Here is a 21,384-nt window from a genome sequence, read left to right as displayed (position 1 = left end):
CCACATAATTGATTTAATTTATTGGTTATAAATTAAACATAGATATGGATATCGCTTGTGAATACACGTAAGACCCCTTTAGTTAAAGGATTTCGTCAGTCAGCCCCGTATTTAAATGCTCATGTCGGTAAAACCATGGTGATCATGGTTGGAGGTGAAGCCATTGCTGATCCCAACTTTGCCAACATTGTGAGTGATATAGCATTACTACACAGTTTGGGTATTCATATTGTGATGGTGTATGGCGCTCGACCACAAATAACCACCCTCTTAGAACAGCAACATTATGATAGCCCTTATCACAAAGGGATCAGAATTACCGATACACATAGCCTCGAAATCGCTAAACAAGCCGCAGGACAACTCCAACTTGATATCACAGCTCGCTTTTCAATGGGACTTAATAATACCCCAATGGCTGGGTCACAAATTAATGTCATTAGTGGTAACTTTATTATTGCCCAACCATTAGGCATCGATGACGGGATTGATTTTTGTCATAGCGGTAAAATTCGTCGAATTAATAGCACCGCCATAGCCAACCAATTAAAACAAGGCTCAATCGTATTACTCGGCCCTATTGCCAGCTCTGTCACTGGTGAATGTTTTAATCTCACCTCAGAAGAAATTGCCACACAAGTCGCGATTCGATTACAAGCAGATAAATTAATTGGCTTCTGTTCCGAACAAGGGGTCATTGATAACAACAATGACATTATCTCAGAGTTATTACCCCATGATGCAGAACAAGTATTGCAACAACTTATCGATAATGACGAACAACAAAGTGGTACTGGCCGTTTTCTTCGTGGCGCGATTACCGCTTGCCATGCTGGCGTGCCTCGCAGTCATTTATTAAGCTATAAACAAGATGGCGCAGTGATTCAGGAACTATTTTCACTCGATGGTATTGGCACTCAGATTGTAATGTCAAACGCAGAGAAAATACGTCGTGCTGATATTAATGATATTGGTGGGATTTTAGATTTGATTCAACCGTTAGAAGCAGAAGGTATTTTAGTTCGTCGTTCACGAGAACAATTAGAACGTGAAATTACCCTTTTCAGTGTAATTGAACTTGATAACCTTATTATTGGTTGTGCTGCGCTGTATCCCTATCCAGATGAAAAAATGGCAGAGATGGCATGTGTTGCTATTCATCCGGATTTTAGAGATGGTGATCGCGGAGTATTGTTACTCAATAAACTATGCCAACAAGCTCGCGATACTGGTCTTGATAAAATATTTGTTCTTACAACCCGTAGTGTACATTGGTTTCGTGAACAGGGATTTTATGAATGTGATATCGAGCAATTGCCGATGATAAAAAAAGATCTCTATAATTATCAACGTCGATCTAAAATACTCATAATGCTAATCCGTTAAACCAAAAACGATACCTAAATAACACAATGCCAGCACTGATGCTGGCATTGTTCACTCAAAGATAACCAATAACATTACACTAATAGTTGTGCTAACCCGCTGGCACGTTCAGTTCGTACTTGAACACTCTTGGTAATAATGTCCATCGGTGCATACAAGTACAGCCGCGACTTAGCACGCGTGATACCAGTATAAATTAATTCACGGGTTAATATTGGTGTGTATTCCGCAGGTAATACCATGACTGTATCCGCAAATTCCGAACCTTGTGATTTATGGATCGTCATGGCATACACTACTTCATGCTCAGGAATACGACTCGGTAAAATACCGCGAACAGTGCCATCTGGCATTTCAAAATACACCCGTAATCGACGCCGACCACCATCAGAATCACCCTCAGGTTCTAACATCGTCATACCAATATCACCGTTAAATAACCCTAATGCGTGATCATTACGCGTGATCATAATCGGACGTCCGACATACCAGGTTTCATCATTGGGTGAAATGCGACCACGATGAGTCAATTCTTTTTCAATCCGTTGATTTAAGCCAACAACCCCAAAATCCCCTTCACGTAAGGCACATAATAATCTGACATTCGCAAAGGCTTTTAATACTTCAGCCGGCGTTTTATCGATTTTTATCGCATCTAAATAATCAAGATAAAACGTCACCACTTGATTAATCATCGAGACATAAGTTTCAGCACCTAAAGGGGAATGATGAATATCTTTAAACCCTTGCTGAAAGACCTTATTTACCTGTGCAGGTTTACCTAGATTAATCGCTTTAGCTAATTGTCCAATACCCGATAATGCATGGAAACGGTAACTCTTTTGTAGCATGCATAAACAGTCAGTCACCACACTTAAACCGATATTATTTGAATGTAAATCAAACCCAGTCAACTGACTTAATAACTGCCCTTGCTTAGCGCTGTAACCTTGAGTTGCAAAGGAACAGATATCACCTAACACCGCCCCCGCTTCAACGGAGGCTAATTGATCTCTGTCACCCAATAAAATCAATTTAGCCCCTTGTGGCATTGCGTCTAATAATCGCGCCATCATCGGCAAATCGACCATTGAGGCTTCATCAACCACCAGCACATCTAGGTGCAACGGATTATCTTTATGATGCCTAAACTCAACCCGATTTGGAATCGAACCTAATAAACGGTGTAATGTACTTGATTGCGTCGGAATTAAATCTTTAATCGCCTGCGGTACAGCTAATGATTTGATAGCAGTACCAATAGATTCCGTTAAACGCGCCGCCGCCTTACCTGTCGGTGCCACCAGCATAATATTCGGTTTATGTTCACCATTAGCTTGCATCACCAACGCCGCCAATAATTTAGCTACAGTGGTGGTTTTACCTGTACCCGGCCCGCCCGAGATCACTGCAAACTGACGTGTTAGTGCCATTGCTGCGGCTACTTTTTGCCAATTTAAGCAATTCGTCGTTGGCACCAAACTATCTAATGGTTGTAAATCCGTTATTTGCTGCGCTTGTTGTAATACGTTATCAATCGCCATCCAATCAAGCTGCTGTGGTGTGACAATATTCAAATAATCACAGGTTATTTGCTGGCGTTGTTTAGCGTCAGTCGCACCTTGCAACGCATGGTATAAATGCCCATAGCTTGGCTGAAACAAATCATTCAACGCTTGATGCATCAAACTCAATTGTTGGTCTTGCCACTGGGTGACTTGACCGTAATTAGTCGCCATATCCACAATCCGCTTTGCAACCGTTTGTTCAAATTGCCAATAACGATTAAGGTATAAACGACCATGATCAAACACCAAAGGACTTGCTTGTAAGCCTTGTGATTGAACATTAGCTACCACATCAAATTGTGATAATAATGGTGCCCATTGGGTTAATTCAGGTGAGCCATCAACTAACGCTACCGATAATCGGCTTGATAAACCAAATAAGTGCTGCACTCGCAATTGATCTAATTGAATACAAACATGGCCTTTGCCTAATTCATAACTCACTAATGCAGCCATTAGTGCTGCCAAATCCTGTTGCGATTGCGGACTGTGTAGCGCCACAAATTTAGCAAACTGATAATCAAGCTGACGTAAGCCACCTTGTTTAGTCAGTGTTTGTAAACGCTTAAGCATGTGATAGCACTCCTTTCATGAGTAAATCCAATTCATCAAGTAATTGTTCACTTGGGCGCGCATAAAAAATACCACTGTCACTCCCCGCCTGAATACCGCGTAAAAACAAGTAATACACCCCACCAAAATGGGTCTCATAGCTGTAATTAGGTATACGACTACGCAGAAAACGTTGTAATGCCAGAGCATAGATTTGATATTGCAAATCATAACGGTGTTCACGCATCGCGGTTTTCAATTGCTCACCTCGATACACTTGTGGATCATCACCTAAATAATTTGATTTCCAGTCTAAAACGTAATATTTACCTTGATGCTCAAACACTAAATCGATAAAACCTTTTAGCATTCCACTCACGGTTGCAAAGCCTAATTCACCCGCTTTAGCTGACAACGGATCATGTTTTGCAATCACCTTGTTGAGTGCCACTGCTTGTAGGATCTCAATCGGCAATAAAAATTCCATTTCCGTTAATCGTTGCGACGCTGTTTTATCCGCCAACCGCAATGCATCACCATCAAGCGCACAAGTTAATACATCTTGAATTAGCTGCTGCAACACAGGTAACCACGCTAATTCATAATTTTCTAATTGCAGTAATTCCGTTAATTTCGCGACCGTTTCAGGGCAATCAACCGCTGCGGTAAAATCAATTTCTTCAAACACGGTATGCAAAAAGGTACCGGGACGCGCACCACGAGGAAAAGTATAAATCGAGTATTGTGGCTCTAATTCCAACTCATTATCGTCGATGTCTTCTGTCACATTTCGCACCGAATCAATATCAAACCCGGGTAAATCTAGACTGCTATCATGAGCCGTTTGATGACCTTGCTTAACCAAATTAGAATAACTGGTCATCCACCAATTACGCTCTAATGAGGCAGAGAACGGCCGTTTAACCAAGGCTTCAGTTACTTCCACCGGTGGTTGCCATGACACATCACTTAATTGCGGCGGTTCAGTCACAGTGATTGCCCCTTGCGCCTCACACAATTTAGCTAAGGCTAATTCAAGTGCAGCGACACCGCCCGCCTCACCATTCTGTACTAAATGTCCCATTGCTGAGCGATGTAAGCCAGTTGGCTCTTTGGTGCTACGGCCATTACGAATCGGAGCCATACCAACATAACAACCATAAACAGCACGTGTTAGCGCCACATAAATTAAGCGTAGATCTTCGGCTAATCGTTCTAGATCGGCTTTTTCGATTGCGGGCGCTTGTTTAGCAATATCAAGTACCGTGATGTTATCCACTTCATCGTGATATTTAACTTCACCTTTACTATCGACCTCACGGTAACTGCACACAAACGGCATAAAGACTAAATTATATTCCAAGCCTTTTGATTTATGGATAGTAACGATCTGCACCAAATTACGTTCTGATTCTAACCGCATCACTTGATCATCGGCATTGCCGTTTGGCTCAGCAACATGTTCAGCTAACCAGCGCAACAGTGCATAATCACTGTCTAATGTTTGACTCGCCTGTTGCAGTAATTCACCAATATGCAGCAAATCAGTCAACTTACGCTCACCGCCATCTTCGGCTAATAATCGCTCTGCAATTTGATTTTTTGCCATCACACTGCGCAACATTGGCATCACACCACGTTTTTGCCACTGTTGGCGATATTGCTTAAAGCTATTAACTGCAATTTCCCACTCATTCTCATCATTATTGAGTTGATCAAGTTCAATTGCAGTGCGCGCAAACAGCCCTGATGCTAACGCCGCGCGTAATATACGATCATCTTCAGGGGTTAATACTGCTTGTAATAAACGTTGAATATCGGCCGCTTCTGGGGTTGAAAACACACTGTCACGGTTAGATAAATAAACACTGGCAATGCCTTGTTTGGATAATGCTTCACGGACTAATCGCCCCTCAGTACCCGTACGCACCAACACCGCTATATCTCCCGCTTCAATACTATGCTGTTGTTCTTTATCTAAGAAATACGCTTGTTGTTGCTGCGATTGAGTCAGAATATGTTGAATTTGTGCCGCAGTGGAAGCGGCCATTGTCGCTTGATAATTACCTTTGGTTATCGGCTTACCATCTAGGCTATCTTGTAACCAAAACGTCAATGCGTGTTGTGCTTCACCCTCTAACCACCAGCTACGTTGAGCGGCGTTAGGGCTATGATCAACCGCTAAAAATTCAATATCTTGATCATAAATAAACGGACTATCAGGCTGTTGAAATACACCATTAACAGCTGCAATCATATTAGCTGTCGAACGCCAGTTAGTGGCTAATGTATAGTGATCGGCGACTTGGCGACGCGCTTGAATATACGTAAAAATATCAGCGCCACGGAACGCATAAATAGCCTGCTTAGGATCACCGATCATAAACAGGCCGCATTCAGGGTGATGACGATAAACATCACTAAAAATACCGTATTGCAGTGGATCGGTATCTTGGAATTCATCAATCATCGCCACTGGATATTGAGCACGAATTTTACTCGCGAGTAGATCATCAACATCATTATCAATCGCAGCGCCTAACTGCGTCAGCAAGTCATCAAACGATAACCATCCTTTACGCGCTTTAGCGTCAGCCAATAATTGACGACAATGCTCAATCGCATGGGCTAATAATGGCTCACGTAAATTAGCAGGATGATCTAATAATTCAGCAATGGCATTAAAAACCGCATGTTCAGGCGCATCACCTTTGGCGGTTTTTTCAATTAATGTCTGCTGATGGAAGCGAATCAAATTATCAGGCAGTTCATAACCAACGGTGGATTGCGCTGCCCATGCGCTGACTTGTTCAATCCAATTGGGTAAACTTTTTTTGGTATAACTGCGTTTATTGATCCCAGAATTGGCAATTAAGGCTTCAAGATCTGCTTGATGCTGACGCCACAACGCTTTTACTTCATCAATCCGCACAATATTTTGCTGGTGTAATTGTTCTAACGATTCGGTCATCGCAGCCACTGACAATCGTACTGGCGCACCAGTTAAACTATTGCCAATTTCTTTCAATAATGCCGTGGGTGATGACCAAATTTCACGCACTTCATGGGCTAGCGCTGGCGGTAAATGATAAAAACTACTACGCCAATAATCCGCCACCACAATATTTTTAAGCTGGCTTTCATCGGTCACAAATTCATTATTAAAACGGCTACCCGATTCAAACGCATTTTGAGTCAGCATCCGTTGACAGAAACCATGGATAGTATAAATCGCCGCTTCATCCATCTGCCGTTCGGCTTGCAATAAAAGGGTTGCGGCTAATTTATGATCTGGATATTCATTTAATAACGGCTCAATAACAGGATCGTGACTAATACCACGACTAAACGCTAACCGCGCATCATGGATACGGGCACGAATACGAGCACGTAATTCTGCCGTCGCCGCTTCAGTGAAGGTTACGACTAAAATTTGATCAACCGTCAACTGCTGTTGATGACGAGTGTCCTCATTACCATGCGCTAGCAATAACCGTAAATACAAACTCGCGATGGTAAATGTCTTACCTGTACCCGCTGACGCTTCGATCAAACGCGTGCCATGCAATGGAAACGTCATTGGTTGCAGAATATTCGTTAGTACGTCATCCGTTGTTAGTACTTCAGTCGCCATTATGTCACTCATCCCATGGTTGCTATATGTAACAACAGCACCAGCCCGATAATTTTTAATGTCAGTGATCGAGCTAGTTATTATGTGACCCAACACTTATAAGTAAATATTGGCACCTAATATTCTATTGTGTTCCTATAATGTGAGAACTTACTCACGGTTTATACGACAGTGGTTAGTTAGTATCAGCGCCAGAAACTTGGTCACCTCTGGACCTGTGGCCGCACAGCGAACACCCTACAACTAACAATGATTTGCTGGCGGCCACACTACTTCACTACCGCGTTATTCTGGCTTAATTTCTTTACTATTCACCACTACCGCTTGTAGCACCAATGCCGCTAATTGATTCGCATCTTGTGCCACATCGTCATTCCATTGCGGCCATACGCGCTGAATGTAATCATCACCGCCTTCCCCAGCAAACAAGTAACCGTCGTTAAAACATTCTGCCATTTTTGTCAGGGCTTTTTGTTCAGTTTCTCCATCACTCTTCCAGCTACCATCACGGCCGATATGGGCTTGTATGGCTGCCATCGCAGTTTTAGGGAAATACGCTAAAGGTTGATTTAAACCTTGGTAATACAGTTCAATCAATTGCTGTAAATAAGCCAGTGCTTGCTGTGGTTCAATCGTTTGTAATTCAAACTGCTTATCAGTACCAATAATATGGGTAACCTGTTGGGTTTCAGGCACCGATATAGCCAAACATAAATGATCAAGCCAAGCCGTTAAAAAATCTTGAGGGCGAATTTTTCCAGTACGGTAACGTAAAAGACCAGACTGATAACGCTGCTTGAGCCAGCCTTGTAAAGAGACGTTATGCCCCTTAATCATCACGGTGATCGCCACTTCTTGATCCGCTAATGGTGCATGAATTAATGGCTCAATCACATCGGTTAAATTCGCTACTGCTTGACGACTAGCGGCTAAATCAAGCTCACCAAATGCCGCGACAGGTAGATTACCTGCGGCACGCTGCTCTGCTGCAAACTGGTTATAAATCACATCAGGATCCGCATTTTTCAGCTTGGCATCTAATAATAATTCCAGCAATTGATCGCGAATTAAATAGCTTTCCAACCCGTTAAGAACAAACGGCTCATCGTCTTCTAATAGCCCCATTGGCGCTTCAAAATACACTTTAAGACGACGGTTAAAAAAGTAACGCACCGGTAAACGCCAAAAACGCTGTAATTCAGCCAGTTCTAAAACCATGCTGTGATCATCCGCCATCGGTTCAGCCATTAATGCATTAAGCTGAAATGGCGCACTTGCCTGACCATCACGGTTGGCAGCAGGTAACCATTCAATTGCAAAACTGGCGTGATCGCCAATAAACGCACTGGGGCTAAACGGTACTAACGGGTGATGTTGAATTAACTGTTGTTTGATATTGTTTGCAGAGACATCTACCGCTAACGGTTGATCGCCCGCGCAGCAATAGCCTTGTTGGCAATACTCCACCAGCTCACTGACTAACACTGATGGCACTTTTTGAGCGTTATCTTGAATCGAACGGCCAACATAGCTGATATATAATGTTTGTTGAGCGGATAACAACGCTTCTAAAAATAAATAACGGTCATCATCTCGACGGGAACGATCCCCCGCTTTGGTGCGACCATTCATAAGATCAAACCCTTCAGGGGCGATGTTACGCGGATAAGCACCATCGTTCATTCCCAATAAACACACCACATTAAAAGGAATAGAACGCATCGGCATCAGGGTACAAAAGTTGACTTGTCCGGCTAAGAAACGCTGGCTAACACGCTCACCAGAGAGCTTATCTTGCAAGTATTGTGTCAATACCGCTGGCGTGATTTGCCCTTGATAACCCGCATCTTGTAATTGTTGGTGCAAACGCTGCAAGTTATCGCGAATCGATTTTAAAATTAACTCGCCTTCCAACTCAACCACAAAGAAATCATCCAGTAACTGATGTAATAACTCAGCCCATTGATTAACGGTTTGTGATTGTGCCAAAGCACTGCGATATTCAATTAAGCTATCGATAAATCCTGCTAATTGTCCTGCTAATTCAGCATCCAATCCTTGTACTTGATCATAAGCAGAGATCCCAACAAATAAACCAGTATCATGCGGCATTGCATAACCCAACAGCATTCGGTGAATACCAAACAACCATGTATTTTGCAGTTGTTCGGGTAAATCAAACTGACTGGCGGTATGTTGATCAAGTCCCCATCGAATACCCGCTTCTTCAATCCATTGTTTGATTTTTTCAAAGCTAATGCTATCAAAACCAAACTTTTCCATCACCGCTGGTACTTCTAGCAACTCCAATAACTCAGAGGCATGACAGCGACTTTCAGGCAAGGTGAGTAAGCGCAAAAATGCCAATAAAATCGGGTTTTCTTGCTCAGCTGTACGGTCAGAAATAGAGAATGGAATATAACGATTACCCGGCGCATTACCAAATACTGATTGAATTGCAGCACTGTAAGCATTGATGTCAGCCACCATTACAATCACATCACGCGGTTTTAGCTTAGAATCCGCTTCAAACATCGCTAGCAATTTATCATGCAGCACTTCCACTTCACGCATTGGGCTATGACAAGCATGAATGGTGACCGAATGATCATCAGCAGCAATCGGAAATTTGTGTTCACTGGAATCGAGTTGAGTATCGTCTTGACGATCAATTAACTCTAGAATGTCATATTGAATAGCATGTAATAATGTATCAGGTTCAATATCAACAAAACCATCGTCATTAGTATTGATGTTCATTCCAGCCAAAAGATAAACATTATCACGGCCAAGTTTACCCATCGATGCAAGTAAACTATTACCACTAACCCTTTCAGACATTTCATCATAAGATGATTGATCGTCATCTTTAAATTCTTTTAAAACATCATCAATATTATCTTCAATTGATCGTAATTTAACGCGATTTCTAGCAGCTAAACGTGCTAAATGTTTATTATCGCGAATATCACCCCAGTAATATTGACAAGGGTTAGTAAACATTAAATGGACATCAATATGTTCACCAATCGCGGCTAACGCATCTAAATAGCGAGGGGGTAATGAAGAAATACCAAACACAAACAATCGTTGTGGTAACCCCGCCGCCAGTAACGCTGCCTTCCCTTCATTACCAGAATAATTGTTCAGCGTTTCAATAAAGTGATCGTACAAATTAGCACGATGATACGGTGATTGTTCTAATGCTAAGGTTTGATCGTAAAGCGCTTGCCATAAGATCGGCTGCCACGGATGCTCATCATTAAGCTCTGCAACGGTTTCGCCCGCTTCCCATTGCTGGATCCATTCAGGGCGATACACTAAATATTGGTCAAAAATATCGGCTATTTTTTCAGACAGTTGGTAACACTTGAGAGAATCACTGTCGTTATCTAAATAACGTTGTAATGGTTCAAATTCAGGTTGATCAAACTGTTGTGGCAATACCTGCATTAATTTCCATGTCATCGCCTCTTTATTAAATGCACTTCGCTCGGGCACATCCGCCAAGACTTGAGTAAACATTTTCCAAATAAAAGTCGCAGGTAATGGAAATTCTATATTGGCCGCGACCCCAAATGAGGTCGCCAATTCCATTTTTAGCCATTGTGACATACCTGGGCTTTGTACCAGAATTTGCTCTTTTTCAAACGGATTCGCTAATGGCTGTAAGCGGATCAACTCAACTAATAATGATTTAAGCAGATCAAGCTGATTTGAATGATAGACAGTGAACACGCAGATATTCCACAGCAGAAAAATAGATAATCAAATTGTCTACCATCACTGAGATACTGTAAATAAATACAGCTTAAAAACACCCCAAAGCATCACAATTTATGCCAAGAAGTAACATAAACGTCCATAAAAAAGCCCAGCCAAATTGACTGGGCAACACACTCAACATTTATAGGTACAACAACACATTCGTGAAATTACTGCACCATTGCTATCAAATGTTGTGTGGACAGATTTCACTGCGTTGAAATAATCGACTCACAGGACGATAAAAAGCTAAATATCGAATGGATACATAACCAATAATGATACTCGCTACATATAATTCAATTGTCGCTAAACCATGAACTTGAGCGACATAATGCGCATCAAAGCCATAGCTCTGCATCCAAGCGACTGTTTTAAATAAAGCGGTCGCACCAATTGCCATTGGAAAAGTAAATGCGGCATAACCGGGACTAAAATCTAAGCGTAATAAACGGAAAAAAGCTAAATAGATAACCGCTGTCATTAATACGGCAATACCACCAAGTAAAGCGACTATCACTGGCGACGGTGTAGCGGTAATGGTTAGATAACCCGCCAAAGACAGACTTGCAGGCGCTGCCATAATCGCAATGGTTGGTTTAGCACCATCAGGCACTTCATCACGGAACATAAATCGATAAATCATCATCGGTAACATCACGGCATAAGCCATCATACCGAACATTTGCAATGCATAAGCTAATGGATGTAACCCAGCAATACCTGGAAATGAAACGTCTGCAACAATAATACCAATTGGCGGTACAAACCAACTTGGCACCATGTGATGTAAATGAAAATCACGGCCACGATGAAATAAGAATAATGCTAAGAAAACCACATGCAATCCAACCGCAAATAGCCAAACATACACACCAACAGTGATTGAGCCGTAAACACTAATCGCTTTAGATACCACCATTAATGCCATTGCAAATGTCGGTACTACACTGCCAACAACGTGATGTGATAAATCATTCCATAACAACTTTGGATGCACTAAAAATTTAGCGATTAAAATGAGTAGCATCAATGCTGCAATAACTGCGCCTGTTATCTGTCCGTAACCATGAAGTTGAGCACCACTCTCCCAACACCATAAAAGACTGCCAATACCTAATGCTAACCCCGCCATGGGTGTCGGCGCGCTGGCTAATTTTTGTTTTGTTGCTGCAATCATATTTTTTCTCCGCTTAGAGGATAGCAATAGCGAATTATTGTTTTGTTGACTACAGTATACATGTTTACCTTTGTTTATAATAATTGAATATATTTAAAACAGTGTTAAAATTATCTTAACAACAAGGTGGTCAGATTCGCCTTGCGTCTTTTAATGAGGTAATGATGAATATAGCGTTAAAACAACTCAACGTTTTTGTGACCGTGGCACAAGAAAAAACAATTACCGCAGCCGCTGGAAAATTATTTTTATCAAAGCCCGCAGTGAGCATGGCGCTCTCTGAACTTGAAAAACAACTTGATCACAAACTGTTTGATCGCAACAATAATCGCTTAATAATCAATGAACAAGGTAAACGATTGTTACCTCTTGCGGATGAACTTTTAGCTCGTTCAAATGCGATTGAAAATTTATTTGATCAAGCGGGTCCACTGACAGGTAAATTAAAGATAGGATCAAGTGATACCGTTGGAAACCAAGTCACCCCTTTTTTATTGCGTGATTTTAGACTTGAAACTCAACATCGTGATCAAATATTATTTATCTCAAATACGGCTCAGATCTGCCATAAATTAACAGAATTTGAATTAGATATTGGTTTAGTTGAAGGAAAGATCCAACATTCCGACCTTGTTGTTCAACCGTGGTTAAGTGATCAAATGGTGATCGCTTGTCATCCACAGCACCCATTAACTAAAATAAAAAACTTACAGTTATCCGATCTCGAAAATTCAGAATGGGTACTACGAGAAATAGGTTCAGGTACGCGGGAGTTTTTTCTTAATCGAATTTCACCTCAATTAGAAAAGTGGACCACCTCATTTGAGTTAAATACTACCGAGGCGATCATTAATTGTGTTAGTGCTGGCTTAGGTATTACCTGTATTTCTCAACGTGCAATCACCCATGCCGTTGAAGAACAGCGCGTTGCCATATTAACGATACCCCTTGATATGAACCGTCAATATTGGCTGTTATATCACCAAGAAAAATATCAAAGCCCACTATTAAAACTATTTTTGACCTTTTGCCAACAATGGCAGTTTGATTAAACCCGATTATCACCCACACTAAATGCAATAATTTGGCTGATCTGAGTTAATGATCGGCCTGATTGTTGCTGCCAATCATTGAATGCATTCTGCGCTGCGTGTAACGATTTTAACGTATCACGGCCGCCATCAATAATATTAGTATGGCGTAAATAAGCCTCAATATCGGGTGTCAGCAAAAAGGTATCTTTACCAAGCCCGCGCAAACTATAAGCGCCCGTTTTACCGCCTAAGCGACATCCTTGTTTTTTTAAATACAACCACAAACCAATGATATTCTGCTCTGGCCAATCGGCTACCATTGCCGAGAATGATCCATATTCCAATGCCGCGCGATGGATCATATTGGCATTCTCAGGGATCGTCATTACCTTTTTTAAATCTCGAATAATGGTTGCATCTTGCGCTTTTCGCTCCCACATTTCAGTTGGCATTAGGCCCATTTTTTCAATATCAAACTCAAAAAACGCCGCCTCAAATGCAGGCCATTTGTTACGTACTACTTGCCATCGAATACCACATTGAAACACTTTTTGAGTAAATTCAGCTAACCAACGATGATCTGGAATTAGTGTTAATTGCTCATTATTCAACGGAATTGTTAGTCGTTGTTCTAAATTTAATTCACCGCCTTTTCTTTCTGTAGCACGATGATATATTTGGTTAAATTTTTCTTGAGTCATCACATTCACACGCTTAGCACTAGACTCATTCACCATACTACTGTATAAGCGTCCAGTAAATAATTTTCAGGAGAGGGTGACCATGGCAGTTATCGTCAAATATGTGGTAGAGCGCAACGGGGAAGAAAAGATGACTTTTACCTCTAAATCCGAAGCCGACGCATATGACAAAATGCTTGATATGGCAGATGAGATGTTTGCTTTATTAAGTGAAAGTGACTTATTCGAAGATGAAACTAAGCAAGAAGAACTATCAATGTTCTTGGCGCAAAATCGTGAAGAAGTCTTGGTTGCTTTAGGCGCAAAAAAAGCCAAACCAGCACCAAAAACAGTAAAACCTGAAGTTGTTGCCGATGAGCAGCAGCAAGACGCCGCATAATTTTTAGATTATTCAGTTTGTCGTCGAAAGCCTCCTGATGGAGGTTTTTTTTTATCTATTATATATTCCCCTCAAATGTTCCGCTCTCAATGCCATTATGAACAAATATAAGTGCCAAAATGAATTATATTCTGTCCATTTTTCGTCAATAAACTATCATTTTGCTCTGATTATCAGTTCAGCTCTTCTTTATTTTTGTAACTGTCTTTATGATAGATAAATTAGCGGAAAATCATCGATTAACTCAATAGGCAATCACTGACATTGGTTATTGGTGATTACATTATTTTAATTACCGCATCGTATTATTTTATTTGAAATGGAGAACAGGTAATCATGTCTAGCTTTTCACTTGCCCTAGGTACTGCAACTAAAAACTGTGATGGAAAAATTATTGAAGCGTTTTTTCCAACCCCAACGCTACATCCATCAGAGCAACTAGTAAAAGACATTGCTGCAATTGTTGATTACCACGGTGGTAACCAAGCTATCGATGTTACACCAGAACAATGTGCTGCAATTGCATCTGCATTTGAAGATGCTAACGATGAAATAAGCGCACAATTTGCAGCAAAAGCAACATTGTCTTCACAGCCGCTAGTTATGGTTATGCTGAAAACTGATATCTCACCCGTATCGGTTGCTGAAGGTTTCTTAAAACTACAACTTATCTCTCACCGTTTAGTAAAACCACACGGTCTAGTACTTGACGGTATTTTTGGTTTACTGCACAACATTGCGTGGACAAACCAAGGCCCTATCGACTTACCAGAACTTGCTGATCGCCAAATGGATGCACGTCTTAACGGCGAAACTATCACCGTTGATTGCGTCGATAAATTCCCTAAAATGGTAGACTATATCGTACCAACAGGCGTTCGTATTGCAGATACTTCACGCGTTCGTTTAGGCGCACATGTTGGTGAAGGTACCACTGTTATGCATGAAGGCTTCATTAACTTCAATGCTGGTACAACGGGTGTCAGCATGGTTGAAGGTCGTATTTCAGCAGGCGTTATGGTCGGTAACGGTTCTGATATCGGTGGTGGTGCTTCAATTATGGGTACACTATCAGGCGGTGGTAAAGTCGTAGTATCAATTGGTGAAAATAGCCTTTTAGGTGCAAACGCCGGTCTTGGTTTCCCACTGGGTGATCGTTGTACTATCGAATCAGGTTTATATGTCACTGCGGGCTCAAAAGTACAAATGCTGGATGCCTCAGGGAAGCCAGTTGAAGTCGCTAAAGCACGTGATCTTGCGGGTAAAGCTGACTTATTGTTCCGTCGTAACTCAATGACAGGCCAAATTGAATGTTTAACCAATAAAACAGCAATTGAATTAAACAGCGAGCTGCACAGCAATAACTAATTAGTGTCTGCTACTCAATGATCGCAAACGGCCGCAATGCTGCTATATATTGATATAGCAAATAGCATCGCGGCCGTTTTTAATTATGCTTCAGGCTCAGGTTGTAACTTTTTCTTGATAATATAAATAAAGGGATTGGTAAATGAAAATTTACTCCCCTGAGTGGTTAAGCGCTTGTCTCGCATTGCCACTAACACTTCTTTTTGTACTTTAACTAAAGCAAAGAAACGTAACATCATAAAGCCAATTAAAATCGGTAAAAATACTGAGCCAGCCTCATTTGACTGCAAAATAAAACTGATCGCCATCCAACCTACAATCATCGCAACTAATAAATAAAACGATGCTGTTTTTAATTCAATTCTAATCTCTGAATCCATTTCATTACGCTGGAAAAAAAATTTCACTGGTTATTCCCTAAAATCAATCTATTGAATTTCATTTTTACATAATTTTTATCGTAATAATATTATCAAAAATAAGGAATGCTTCAATTTTAACAAATAGCATTTAATATTTTCGATTAAATACACAAATAAACAACATAATATAAAAAATACTCAAGCGATATATATGCAACCTTAACAACACTTTTTATACGTGTGAATACATATATGCCAGTGTTATTTTTATATAATGAATGTATAAAAACAGCACAAAATGTTCTGTTTTTCATCCATAAATCTAACAATAAAAATTGAAATCTATTTAATGATTAAGTTGGTTAATGATGACTAGTACAAATAAAGCAAAAAAAGGGGGGATCAGCATATTCGCATTAGCAATGTTAAATATCGTTGCAGTTGTGAGTTTGCGAGGTCTTCCAGCAGAAGCTGAATACGGTTTAAGTTCCATTTTTTATTATATTTTTGCCGCCGTAGTCTTTTTGGTTCCAGTTTCATTAGTTGCCGCTGAACTGGCAACGGGTTGGTCTGAAAAAGGCGGGGTATTTCGCTGGGTGGGTGAAGCATTTGGCCCACGTTTAGCATTAGTTGCTATTTTTATGTTATGGATTGAAGTTACCGTGTGGTTTCCAACCGCACTGACTTTTGGTTCTGTATCACTTGCTTTTGTTGGCCCAGATCAATCATGGGATCAGGCATTATCACAAAATAAATTCTTTGTCCTTGGCATTGTGCTAGGTATTTATTGGCTAGCAACTATTATAGCCCTTCGTGGTACGGCCACATTTTCAAAAGTTGCAAAATGGGGTGGTTTAGTAGGTACGGTTATCCCTGGTATTGTATTAATTATATTAGGCTTTTCTTATCTATTCTTCTCAGGTCACGCACCACAAGTTCAACTATCTTGGCATGATGTTATTCCTGACTTCTCTAACTTTAATAACGTTGTTTTAGCCGCAAGTATTTTCTTGTTCTATGCCGGTATGGAAATGAACGCTATTCACGTTAAAGAAGTTGATGACGCGCCACGTAACTACCCACTAGCAATTGCTATTGCCGCCATTGGTACTGTATGTGTATTTGTACTTGGTACATTAGCTATCGCTTTTATTATTCCTCAAAAAGATATCAACTTAACTCAAAGCTTGTTAGTTGCTTACGATGATATGTTTGCTTGGGCTGGTATCAGTTGGGCAGCACCGATTATGGCAGCATGTTTAGCACTTGGTGTACTGGCTGGGGTTGTTGGTTGGGTTGCAGGTCCTTCATCTGCATTACTTGTGGTCGCTAAAGGTGGTTATCTACCTCGTTTTTGGCAATACACCAACAAAAATGGTATGGCAACACATATCATGATGGCGCAAGCCTTCTTAGTAACCATGATTTCAACCGTGTTTGTGGTATTACCTTCCGTTCAAGCAGCTTACCAAATCTTGAGCCAATTAACGGTTGTACTTTACCTCATCATGTATTTATTAATGTTCGCTGCAGCCATTCACTTACGTTACACCCAACCTAATCGTCCTCGTCCATACAAAATTCCTGGTGGTGATATGGGTATGTGGATCATCGCAGGTGTCGGTTTCTCTGGGTCACTATTAGCATTTATCTTCTCTTTCATTCCACCAAGTCAAATTTCGGTGGGTAGTCCTGAAGAATACATTGGCTTCTTAGTCGTATTAACCATCATTTTCGTATCTGTACCATTATTCATTTACAAAGCCCGTCAACCTCACTGGAAAGATCCAGCGGTCACTGACTTTGCGCCCTTTACTTGGGAAATTGAAAAAGTTCACCCTGGTATTATCAACCCATCAGACAAAGTAACTCATACATTAAACCAATAAGAGTTAAGGATGCGTTAATGTCACAACTAAATGAAAAGCTTGCTGTTGTTATGCAGCAAGCGCTAGATGAAGCTAAAACAAATATGGACGGTGAAAATGCCTCATATATTCCGTTTCTAGCCTCAGTGCCATCAGAACTGACTGGCCTAGCCTTTGTTTCTGTTACTGGTGAAATTATCCAATTACAAGATACTGATTATAAATTTGCGATTGAGTCAATTTCAAAAATTATGACACTCGGATTAGTACTTGAACAATCAGGTGCTGATGCGCTACACAGTAAAATCGGTGCTGAACCTACAGGTATGCCATTTAATTCAGTGCTTGCGCTTGAACTACATCAAGGTAAGCCCTTAACGCCACTCGTCAATGCCGGTGCAATGGCAACAGTGAGTTTAGTTAAAGCAACAGATAAAGAACAACGTTGGCAGCAGATTTTAAATTTCCAATCTCTGCTAGCAAACAGTGCGATTACGCTTTCTGATGAAGTGAATCAGTCAGAACAAACCACCAATACTCATAACCGTGCCATTGCATTGTTATTAGAGTCATCAGGTCGTATGTACTCAGAGCCTCTTGAAGCTTGTGATGTTTATACTCGCCAATGTTCTACCCTATTTAATACGGTAGAACTAGCAACAGTGGGCGCAACACTTGCTAATGGTGGTAAAAATCCATGTTCAGGTAAGCAGTTAATTCAAACCCAAAACATTCCCCATATTCTTGCAGAAATGGCGATGGAAGGCCTTTACGATACCTCTGGCGATTGGGCCTATGATGTTGGTCTACCAGGTAAAAGTGGTGTTGGTGGCGGTTTATTAACAGTAATACCCAACATTGGCGCACTCGCAGCATTTTCACCACGACTAGACCCATTTGGTAATAGTATCCGTGGTCAACAAATGATCAAGCATGTTACTCAAGCAATGGCTTGGAACCTATTTAGCAGTACGCAACATTAAGGTAGGAAGAAAATTATGGCTCTTCATGAAGTAAACCGTCAATCAGAAAACGATCCAATCTTTGGTTCAGAAGCGATTAATCACGTTGCGGCAACTACCAAGCTACCACAGCAAGAACAAGCACCAAACGTAATCTATCAAATGATCCGTGACGAACTTTACCTTGACGGTAATTCTCGTCAAAACCTAGCCACTTTTTGCCAAACATGGGAAGAAGATGAAGTTCATAAATTAATGGATCTTTCCATTGATAAGAACATGATCGATAAAGATGAATACCCTCAATCTGCTGAAATTGAAGGACGTTGTGTCCATATGTTAGCGGATTTATGGAATTCACCTGAGTCAGTAACAACCGTTGGTACTTCAACAACAGGTTCAAGTGAAGCCTGTATGTTAGGTGGTTTGGCTGCATTATGGCGTTGGCGTGAAGAGCGTCGTGCGCTTGGTCAACCAACCGATAAACCCAATATGGTTTGTGGCCCAGTTCAAGTATGTTGGGAAAAATTTGCCCGCTACTGGGACGTAGAAATGCGTGAAACCAAAATGGACGACGGTCATTACTTTATGACCCCAGAAGATATGTTAGAGTTAGTTGATGCTAACACTATTATGGTTGTTCCAACATTTGGTCAAACTTTCACAGGCTTATACGAAACAGTAAAACCATTATCAGATGCTCTTGATACTTATGAACATGATACTGGTAACTCTATCGACATTCACGTTGATGGTGCAAGCGGCGCTATGCTGGCACCATTCTGTGCGCCTGATATTGAGCGTTGGGACTTCCGTCTAGAACGTGTGAAGTCAATCAGTACTTCAGGTCATAAATTTGGTTTAGCACCACTAGGTGTGGGCTGGGTCGTATGGCGTAGCAAAGAAGATTTACCTGAAGGTTTGATTTTCCATGTTAACTACCTTGGTGGTGACATGCCGACCTTCGCACTAAACTTCTCTCGCCCTGCAGGTCAAATTATATCTCAATACTATAACTTCCTTCGTTTAGGCTTTGAAGGTTACCAACGTATTCATAATGCAAGTTACGATGTGTGCGAATATTTAGTCAAAGAGCTTAATAAATTTAATATGTTTGAATTTATCTTTGATGGTAATCGTGAAAAAGGGATCCCTGCAATTTCATGGCGTTTAAAAGCCAATGCGAATGTATCCTTCTCACTTTACGATCTTGCTGATCGTTTACGTACCCGTGGTTGGTTAGTGCCTGCATATACATTGCCTGCAAATGCTAAGGAAATTATCGTTCAACGTATTTTAGTTAAACAAGGTCTAACCATTGATCTTGCTAATCTATTAATTGCTGACTTTACACGTTCGATTGAATTTCTTACTTCACATGCAGCTTCTCAATGTATAGCTGAAGACGTAAAAACATTTGATCATAGCGGCCGATAATATTTCTAATATTGTCACATGAAAATTATAATAAAGGTCGGATTTCCGGCCTTTTTTTATTTTTGAAAACACTATGACCATTTTTACGCTCTCGTACAAATACCACGACATGTTAGTATAAATATAAAATTTATCCCTTAATATTAATATGTTATAGGCTTATTTATGCTAATTCACACCATTGAAATTATCTGTATCGTTGCCTTTGCATTAAGTGCCGTCATCAGTGAAGCTAATATAGGCAAAGATATCGTTAGTGTCATGGTGTTAGGGTGGATCACAGCATTAGGCGGCGGAACAGTGCGAGATATTATTCTCTCAACGGATCAAGTCTTTTGGATCAGAGATCCCTCTTATTTTTGGACTGCACTTCTTGCTTCTTTTTTTGGCTTTTTCCTTGCCCCACATTTACGACAACTAAAAGCCGAACGTTTAATCGTTGTCCTCGATGCTATCGGTATTGCGATGTTTTCCGTTCTAGTGACTAAAAATATGGTTGCTGAACATTATGCAGGCTATGTTGCAGTTACTATGGGAATGATCACCGCTATTTTTGGGGGTGTACTGCGAGATGTCATTCTTGCTCGACCAACGATGTTCAATAACACTGAATTTTATGCCAGCCCGGTCATTATTGGTTGCTACCTTTATATTCTTCAAACCAAATTTTCAATCAATCCAAACATTGCCACTCTAACCAGTATTAGCTTTATTATTATTTTAAGAATGTATATCGTGATTAAAAAAATTACCTTCCCTAACTGGTTACTTTTAAAGTAAAAATTTTAAAATACGCTGATAATAAACACCTGCTAAATAGTCCACAGAGCTTAATTTACCGCCTCTGCCATCATTTTATAGAGTGAGGTTACGAGCGAGATCAGAACCTTGTAGAATGATTATTTTTACTGCTGTTTTAACCGATTTTTTATTGGTGTCTTTAATGCTCAAACACGTGATAAGTAGATCGCGGATAGCTCGTACCTCCCTTCCGAGATGACGGATAATAACCTACACGATCGTTACCATTTTCTACAGACGAAAAAAAACCTGAATCTTTCGATTCAGGTTTCTTCAATAATGGCGGAGTGGACGGGATTCGAACCCGCGACCCCCGGCGTGACAGGCCGGTATTCTAACCAACTGAACTACCACTCCGCAGTGTCTATTCAGCATAAATGCAACTTT

At 40.8% G+C, this 21,384-nt stretch carries 14 protein-coding genes and 1 tRNA gene; 8 read left to right on the top strand and 7 right to left on the bottom strand.

The annotated features are described in order from the left end of the window. Positions 1 to 48: 48 nt before the first annotated feature. Positions 49 to 1,386 (top strand): amino-acid N-acetyltransferase, encoded by a 1,338-nt coding sequence (argA, locus tag GLP24_RS14975; protein WP_232577748.1) that lies wholly within the window; start codon positions 49 to 51, stop codon positions 1,384 to 1,386. Between the two features lie 74 nt (positions 1,387 to 1,460). Here argA and recD read toward each other — a convergent pair whose 3' ends face one another. From recD to GLP24_RS14955, 4 genes are all read right to left on the bottom strand, one after another. Continuing rightward, positions 1,461 to 3,527 carry an exodeoxyribonuclease V subunit alpha gene (recD, locus tag GLP24_RS14970; RefSeq protein WP_232616202.1) on the bottom strand — a complete coding sequence of 689 codons (2,067 nt, stop codon included), beginning with the start codon at positions 3,525 to 3,527 and terminating at the stop codon, positions 1,461 to 1,463. Continuing rightward, positions 3,520 to 7,140, bottom strand: a complete 3,621-nt coding sequence (recB, locus tag GLP24_RS14965; RefSeq protein WP_232616201.1) for an exodeoxyribonuclease V subunit beta — start codon at positions 7,138 to 7,140, stop codon at positions 3,520 to 3,522. The genes recD and recB overlap by 8 nt, the downstream gene beginning before the upstream one ends. A 285-nt stretch (positions 7,141 to 7,425) precedes the next feature. Beyond that, complete coding sequence (gene recC, locus GLP24_RS14960) at positions 7,426 to 10,878, bottom strand: exodeoxyribonuclease V subunit gamma (protein WP_232616200.1); 3,453 nt, start codon at positions 10,876 to 10,878, stop codon at positions 7,426 to 7,428. Positions 10,879 to 11,092: 214 nt separating this feature from the next. Next, positions 11,093 to 12,085: a TDT family transporter gene (locus GLP24_RS14955; RefSeq protein ID WP_232616199.1), complete on the bottom strand. Its 993-nt coding sequence runs from the start codon at positions 12,083 to 12,085 to the stop codon at positions 11,093 to 11,095. Positions 12,086 to 12,249: 164 nt separating this feature from the next. Here GLP24_RS14955 and GLP24_RS14950 point away from each other — a divergent pair, with 164 nt between their 5' ends. Beyond that, complete coding sequence (locus GLP24_RS14950; protein WP_232616198.1) at positions 12,250 to 13,137, top strand: LysR substrate-binding domain-containing protein; 888 nt, start codon at positions 12,250 to 12,252, stop codon at positions 13,135 to 13,137. Here the strand turns inward: GLP24_RS14950 and GLP24_RS14945 are convergent. After that, positions 13,134 to 13,820, bottom strand: coding sequence for a DNA-3-methyladenine glycosylase I (locus GLP24_RS14945; RefSeq protein WP_232616197.1), 687 nt, complete (start codon positions 13,818 to 13,820; stop codon positions 13,134 to 13,136). The genes GLP24_RS14950 and GLP24_RS14945 overlap by 4 nt on opposite strands. Before the next feature lie 82 nt (positions 13,821 to 13,902). Here GLP24_RS14945 and GLP24_RS14940 point away from each other — a divergent pair, with 82 nt between their 5' ends. Both GLP24_RS14940 and dapD read left to right on the top strand, forming a co-directional pair. Continuing rightward, positions 13,903 to 14,199 carry a YebG family protein gene (locus tag GLP24_RS14940; RefSeq protein WP_101769605.1) on the top strand — a complete coding sequence of 99 codons (297 nt, stop codon included), beginning with the start codon at positions 13,903 to 13,905 and terminating at the stop codon, positions 14,197 to 14,199. A gap of 336 nt (positions 14,200 to 14,535) precedes the next feature. Next, positions 14,536 to 15,567: a 2,3,4,5-tetrahydropyridine-2,6-dicarboxylate N-succinyltransferase gene (gene dapD / locus GLP24_RS14935; protein ID WP_232603167.1), complete on the top strand. Its 1,032-nt coding sequence runs from the start codon at positions 14,536 to 14,538 to the stop codon at positions 15,565 to 15,567. Between the two features lie 83 nt (positions 15,568 to 15,650). Here the strand turns inward: dapD and GLP24_RS14930 are convergent, their stop codons facing one another. Beyond that, positions 15,651 to 15,974 (bottom strand): hypothetical protein, encoded by a 324-nt coding sequence (locus GLP24_RS14930; RefSeq protein WP_227990483.1) that lies wholly within the window; start codon positions 15,972 to 15,974, stop codon positions 15,651 to 15,653. Positions 15,975 to 16,297: 323 nt separating this feature from the next. On the opposite strand from GLP24_RS14930, the gene gadC reads away from it, so the two are divergent. The 4 genes from gadC (at position 16,298) to GLP24_RS14910 (ending at position 20,976) form a co-directional block, all read left to right on the top strand. After that, entirely contained in the window at positions 16,298 to 17,818 is a 1,521-nt protein-coding gene (gadC, locus tag GLP24_RS14925) for a putative glutamine/gamma-aminobutyrate antiporter GadC (protein WP_232576234.1), read from the top strand. Positions 17,819 to 17,835: 17 nt separating this feature from the next. Beyond that, a complete protein-coding gene (gene glsA / locus GLP24_RS14920) occupies positions 17,836 to 18,780 on the top strand; it encodes a glutaminase A (RefSeq protein ID WP_152654151.1) in 945 nt (314 codons plus the stop codon). A gap of 15 nt (positions 18,781 to 18,795) precedes the next feature. Then, on the top strand, positions 18,796 to 20,196 hold the full coding sequence (locus GLP24_RS14915; RefSeq protein ID WP_232600464.1) for a glutamate decarboxylase: 1,401 nt from the start codon (positions 18,796 to 18,798) through the stop codon (positions 20,194 to 20,196). Positions 20,197 to 20,361: 165 nt separating this feature from the next. Beyond that, the gene (locus tag GLP24_RS14910; RefSeq protein WP_152654149.1) at positions 20,362 to 20,976 is read left to right on the top strand and encodes a trimeric intracellular cation channel family protein; all 615 of its coding nucleotides are present in this window, start codon (positions 20,362 to 20,364) and stop codon (positions 20,974 to 20,976) included. A 301-nt stretch (positions 20,977 to 21,277) separates the two neighbouring features. On the opposite strand, the gene GLP24_RS14905 is transcribed toward GLP24_RS14910, so the two are convergent. Further along, positions 21,278 to 21,354 (bottom strand) — tRNA-Asp (locus GLP24_RS14905). Positions 21,355 to 21,384: the final 30 nt, after the last annotated feature.

Source organism: Photobacterium carnosum (genome assembly GCF_021236965.1).
In the GTDB taxonomy this organism is placed as follows: Bacteria; Pseudomonadota; Gammaproteobacteria; order Enterobacterales; family Vibrionaceae; genus Photobacterium; species Photobacterium carnosum.
This window is presented reverse-complemented; position numbering and strand designations above follow the sequence as displayed.

What these genes read in the sequence shown, in the direction of transcription:
- recD (WP_232616202.1), bottom strand. Translation starts at nt 3,527, where the DNA reads ATGCTTAAGCGTTTACAAACACTGACTAAACAAGGTGGCTTACGTCAG.
- recB (WP_232616201.1), bottom strand. Translation starts at nt 7,140, where the DNA reads ATGGCGACTGAAGTACTAACAACGGATGACGTACTAACGAATATTCTG.
- GLP24_RS14955 (WP_232616199.1), bottom strand. Translation starts at nt 12,085, where the DNA reads ATGATTGCAGCAACAAAACAAAAATTAGCCAGCGCGCCGACACCCATG.
- GLP24_RS14950 (WP_232616198.1), top strand. Translation starts at nt 12,250, where the DNA reads ATGAATATAGCGTTAAAACAACTCAACGTTTTTGTGACCGTGGCACAA.
- GLP24_RS14945 (WP_232616197.1), bottom strand. Translation starts at nt 13,820, where the DNA reads ATGACTCAAGAAAAATTTAACCAAATATATCATCGTGCTACAGAAAGA.
- GLP24_RS14940 (WP_101769605.1), top strand. Translation starts at nt 13,903, where the DNA reads ATGGCAGTTATCGTCAAATATGTGGTAGAGCGCAACGGGGAAGAAAAG.
- dapD (WP_232603167.1), top strand. Translation starts at nt 14,536, where the DNA reads ATGTCTAGCTTTTCACTTGCCCTAGGTACTGCAACTAAAAACTGTGAT.
- gadC (WP_232576234.1), top strand. Translation starts at nt 16,298, where the DNA reads ATGACTAGTACAAATAAAGCAAAAAAAGGGGGGATCAGCATATTCGCA.
- glsA (WP_152654151.1), top strand. Translation starts at nt 17,836, where the DNA reads ATGTCACAACTAAATGAAAAGCTTGCTGTTGTTATGCAGCAAGCGCTA.
- GLP24_RS14915 (WP_232600464.1), top strand. Translation starts at nt 18,796, where the DNA reads ATGGCTCTTCATGAAGTAAACCGTCAATCAGAAAACGATCCAATCTTT.
- GLP24_RS14910 (WP_152654149.1), top strand. Translation starts at nt 20,362, where the DNA reads ATGCTAATTCACACCATTGAAATTATCTGTATCGTTGCCTTTGCATTA.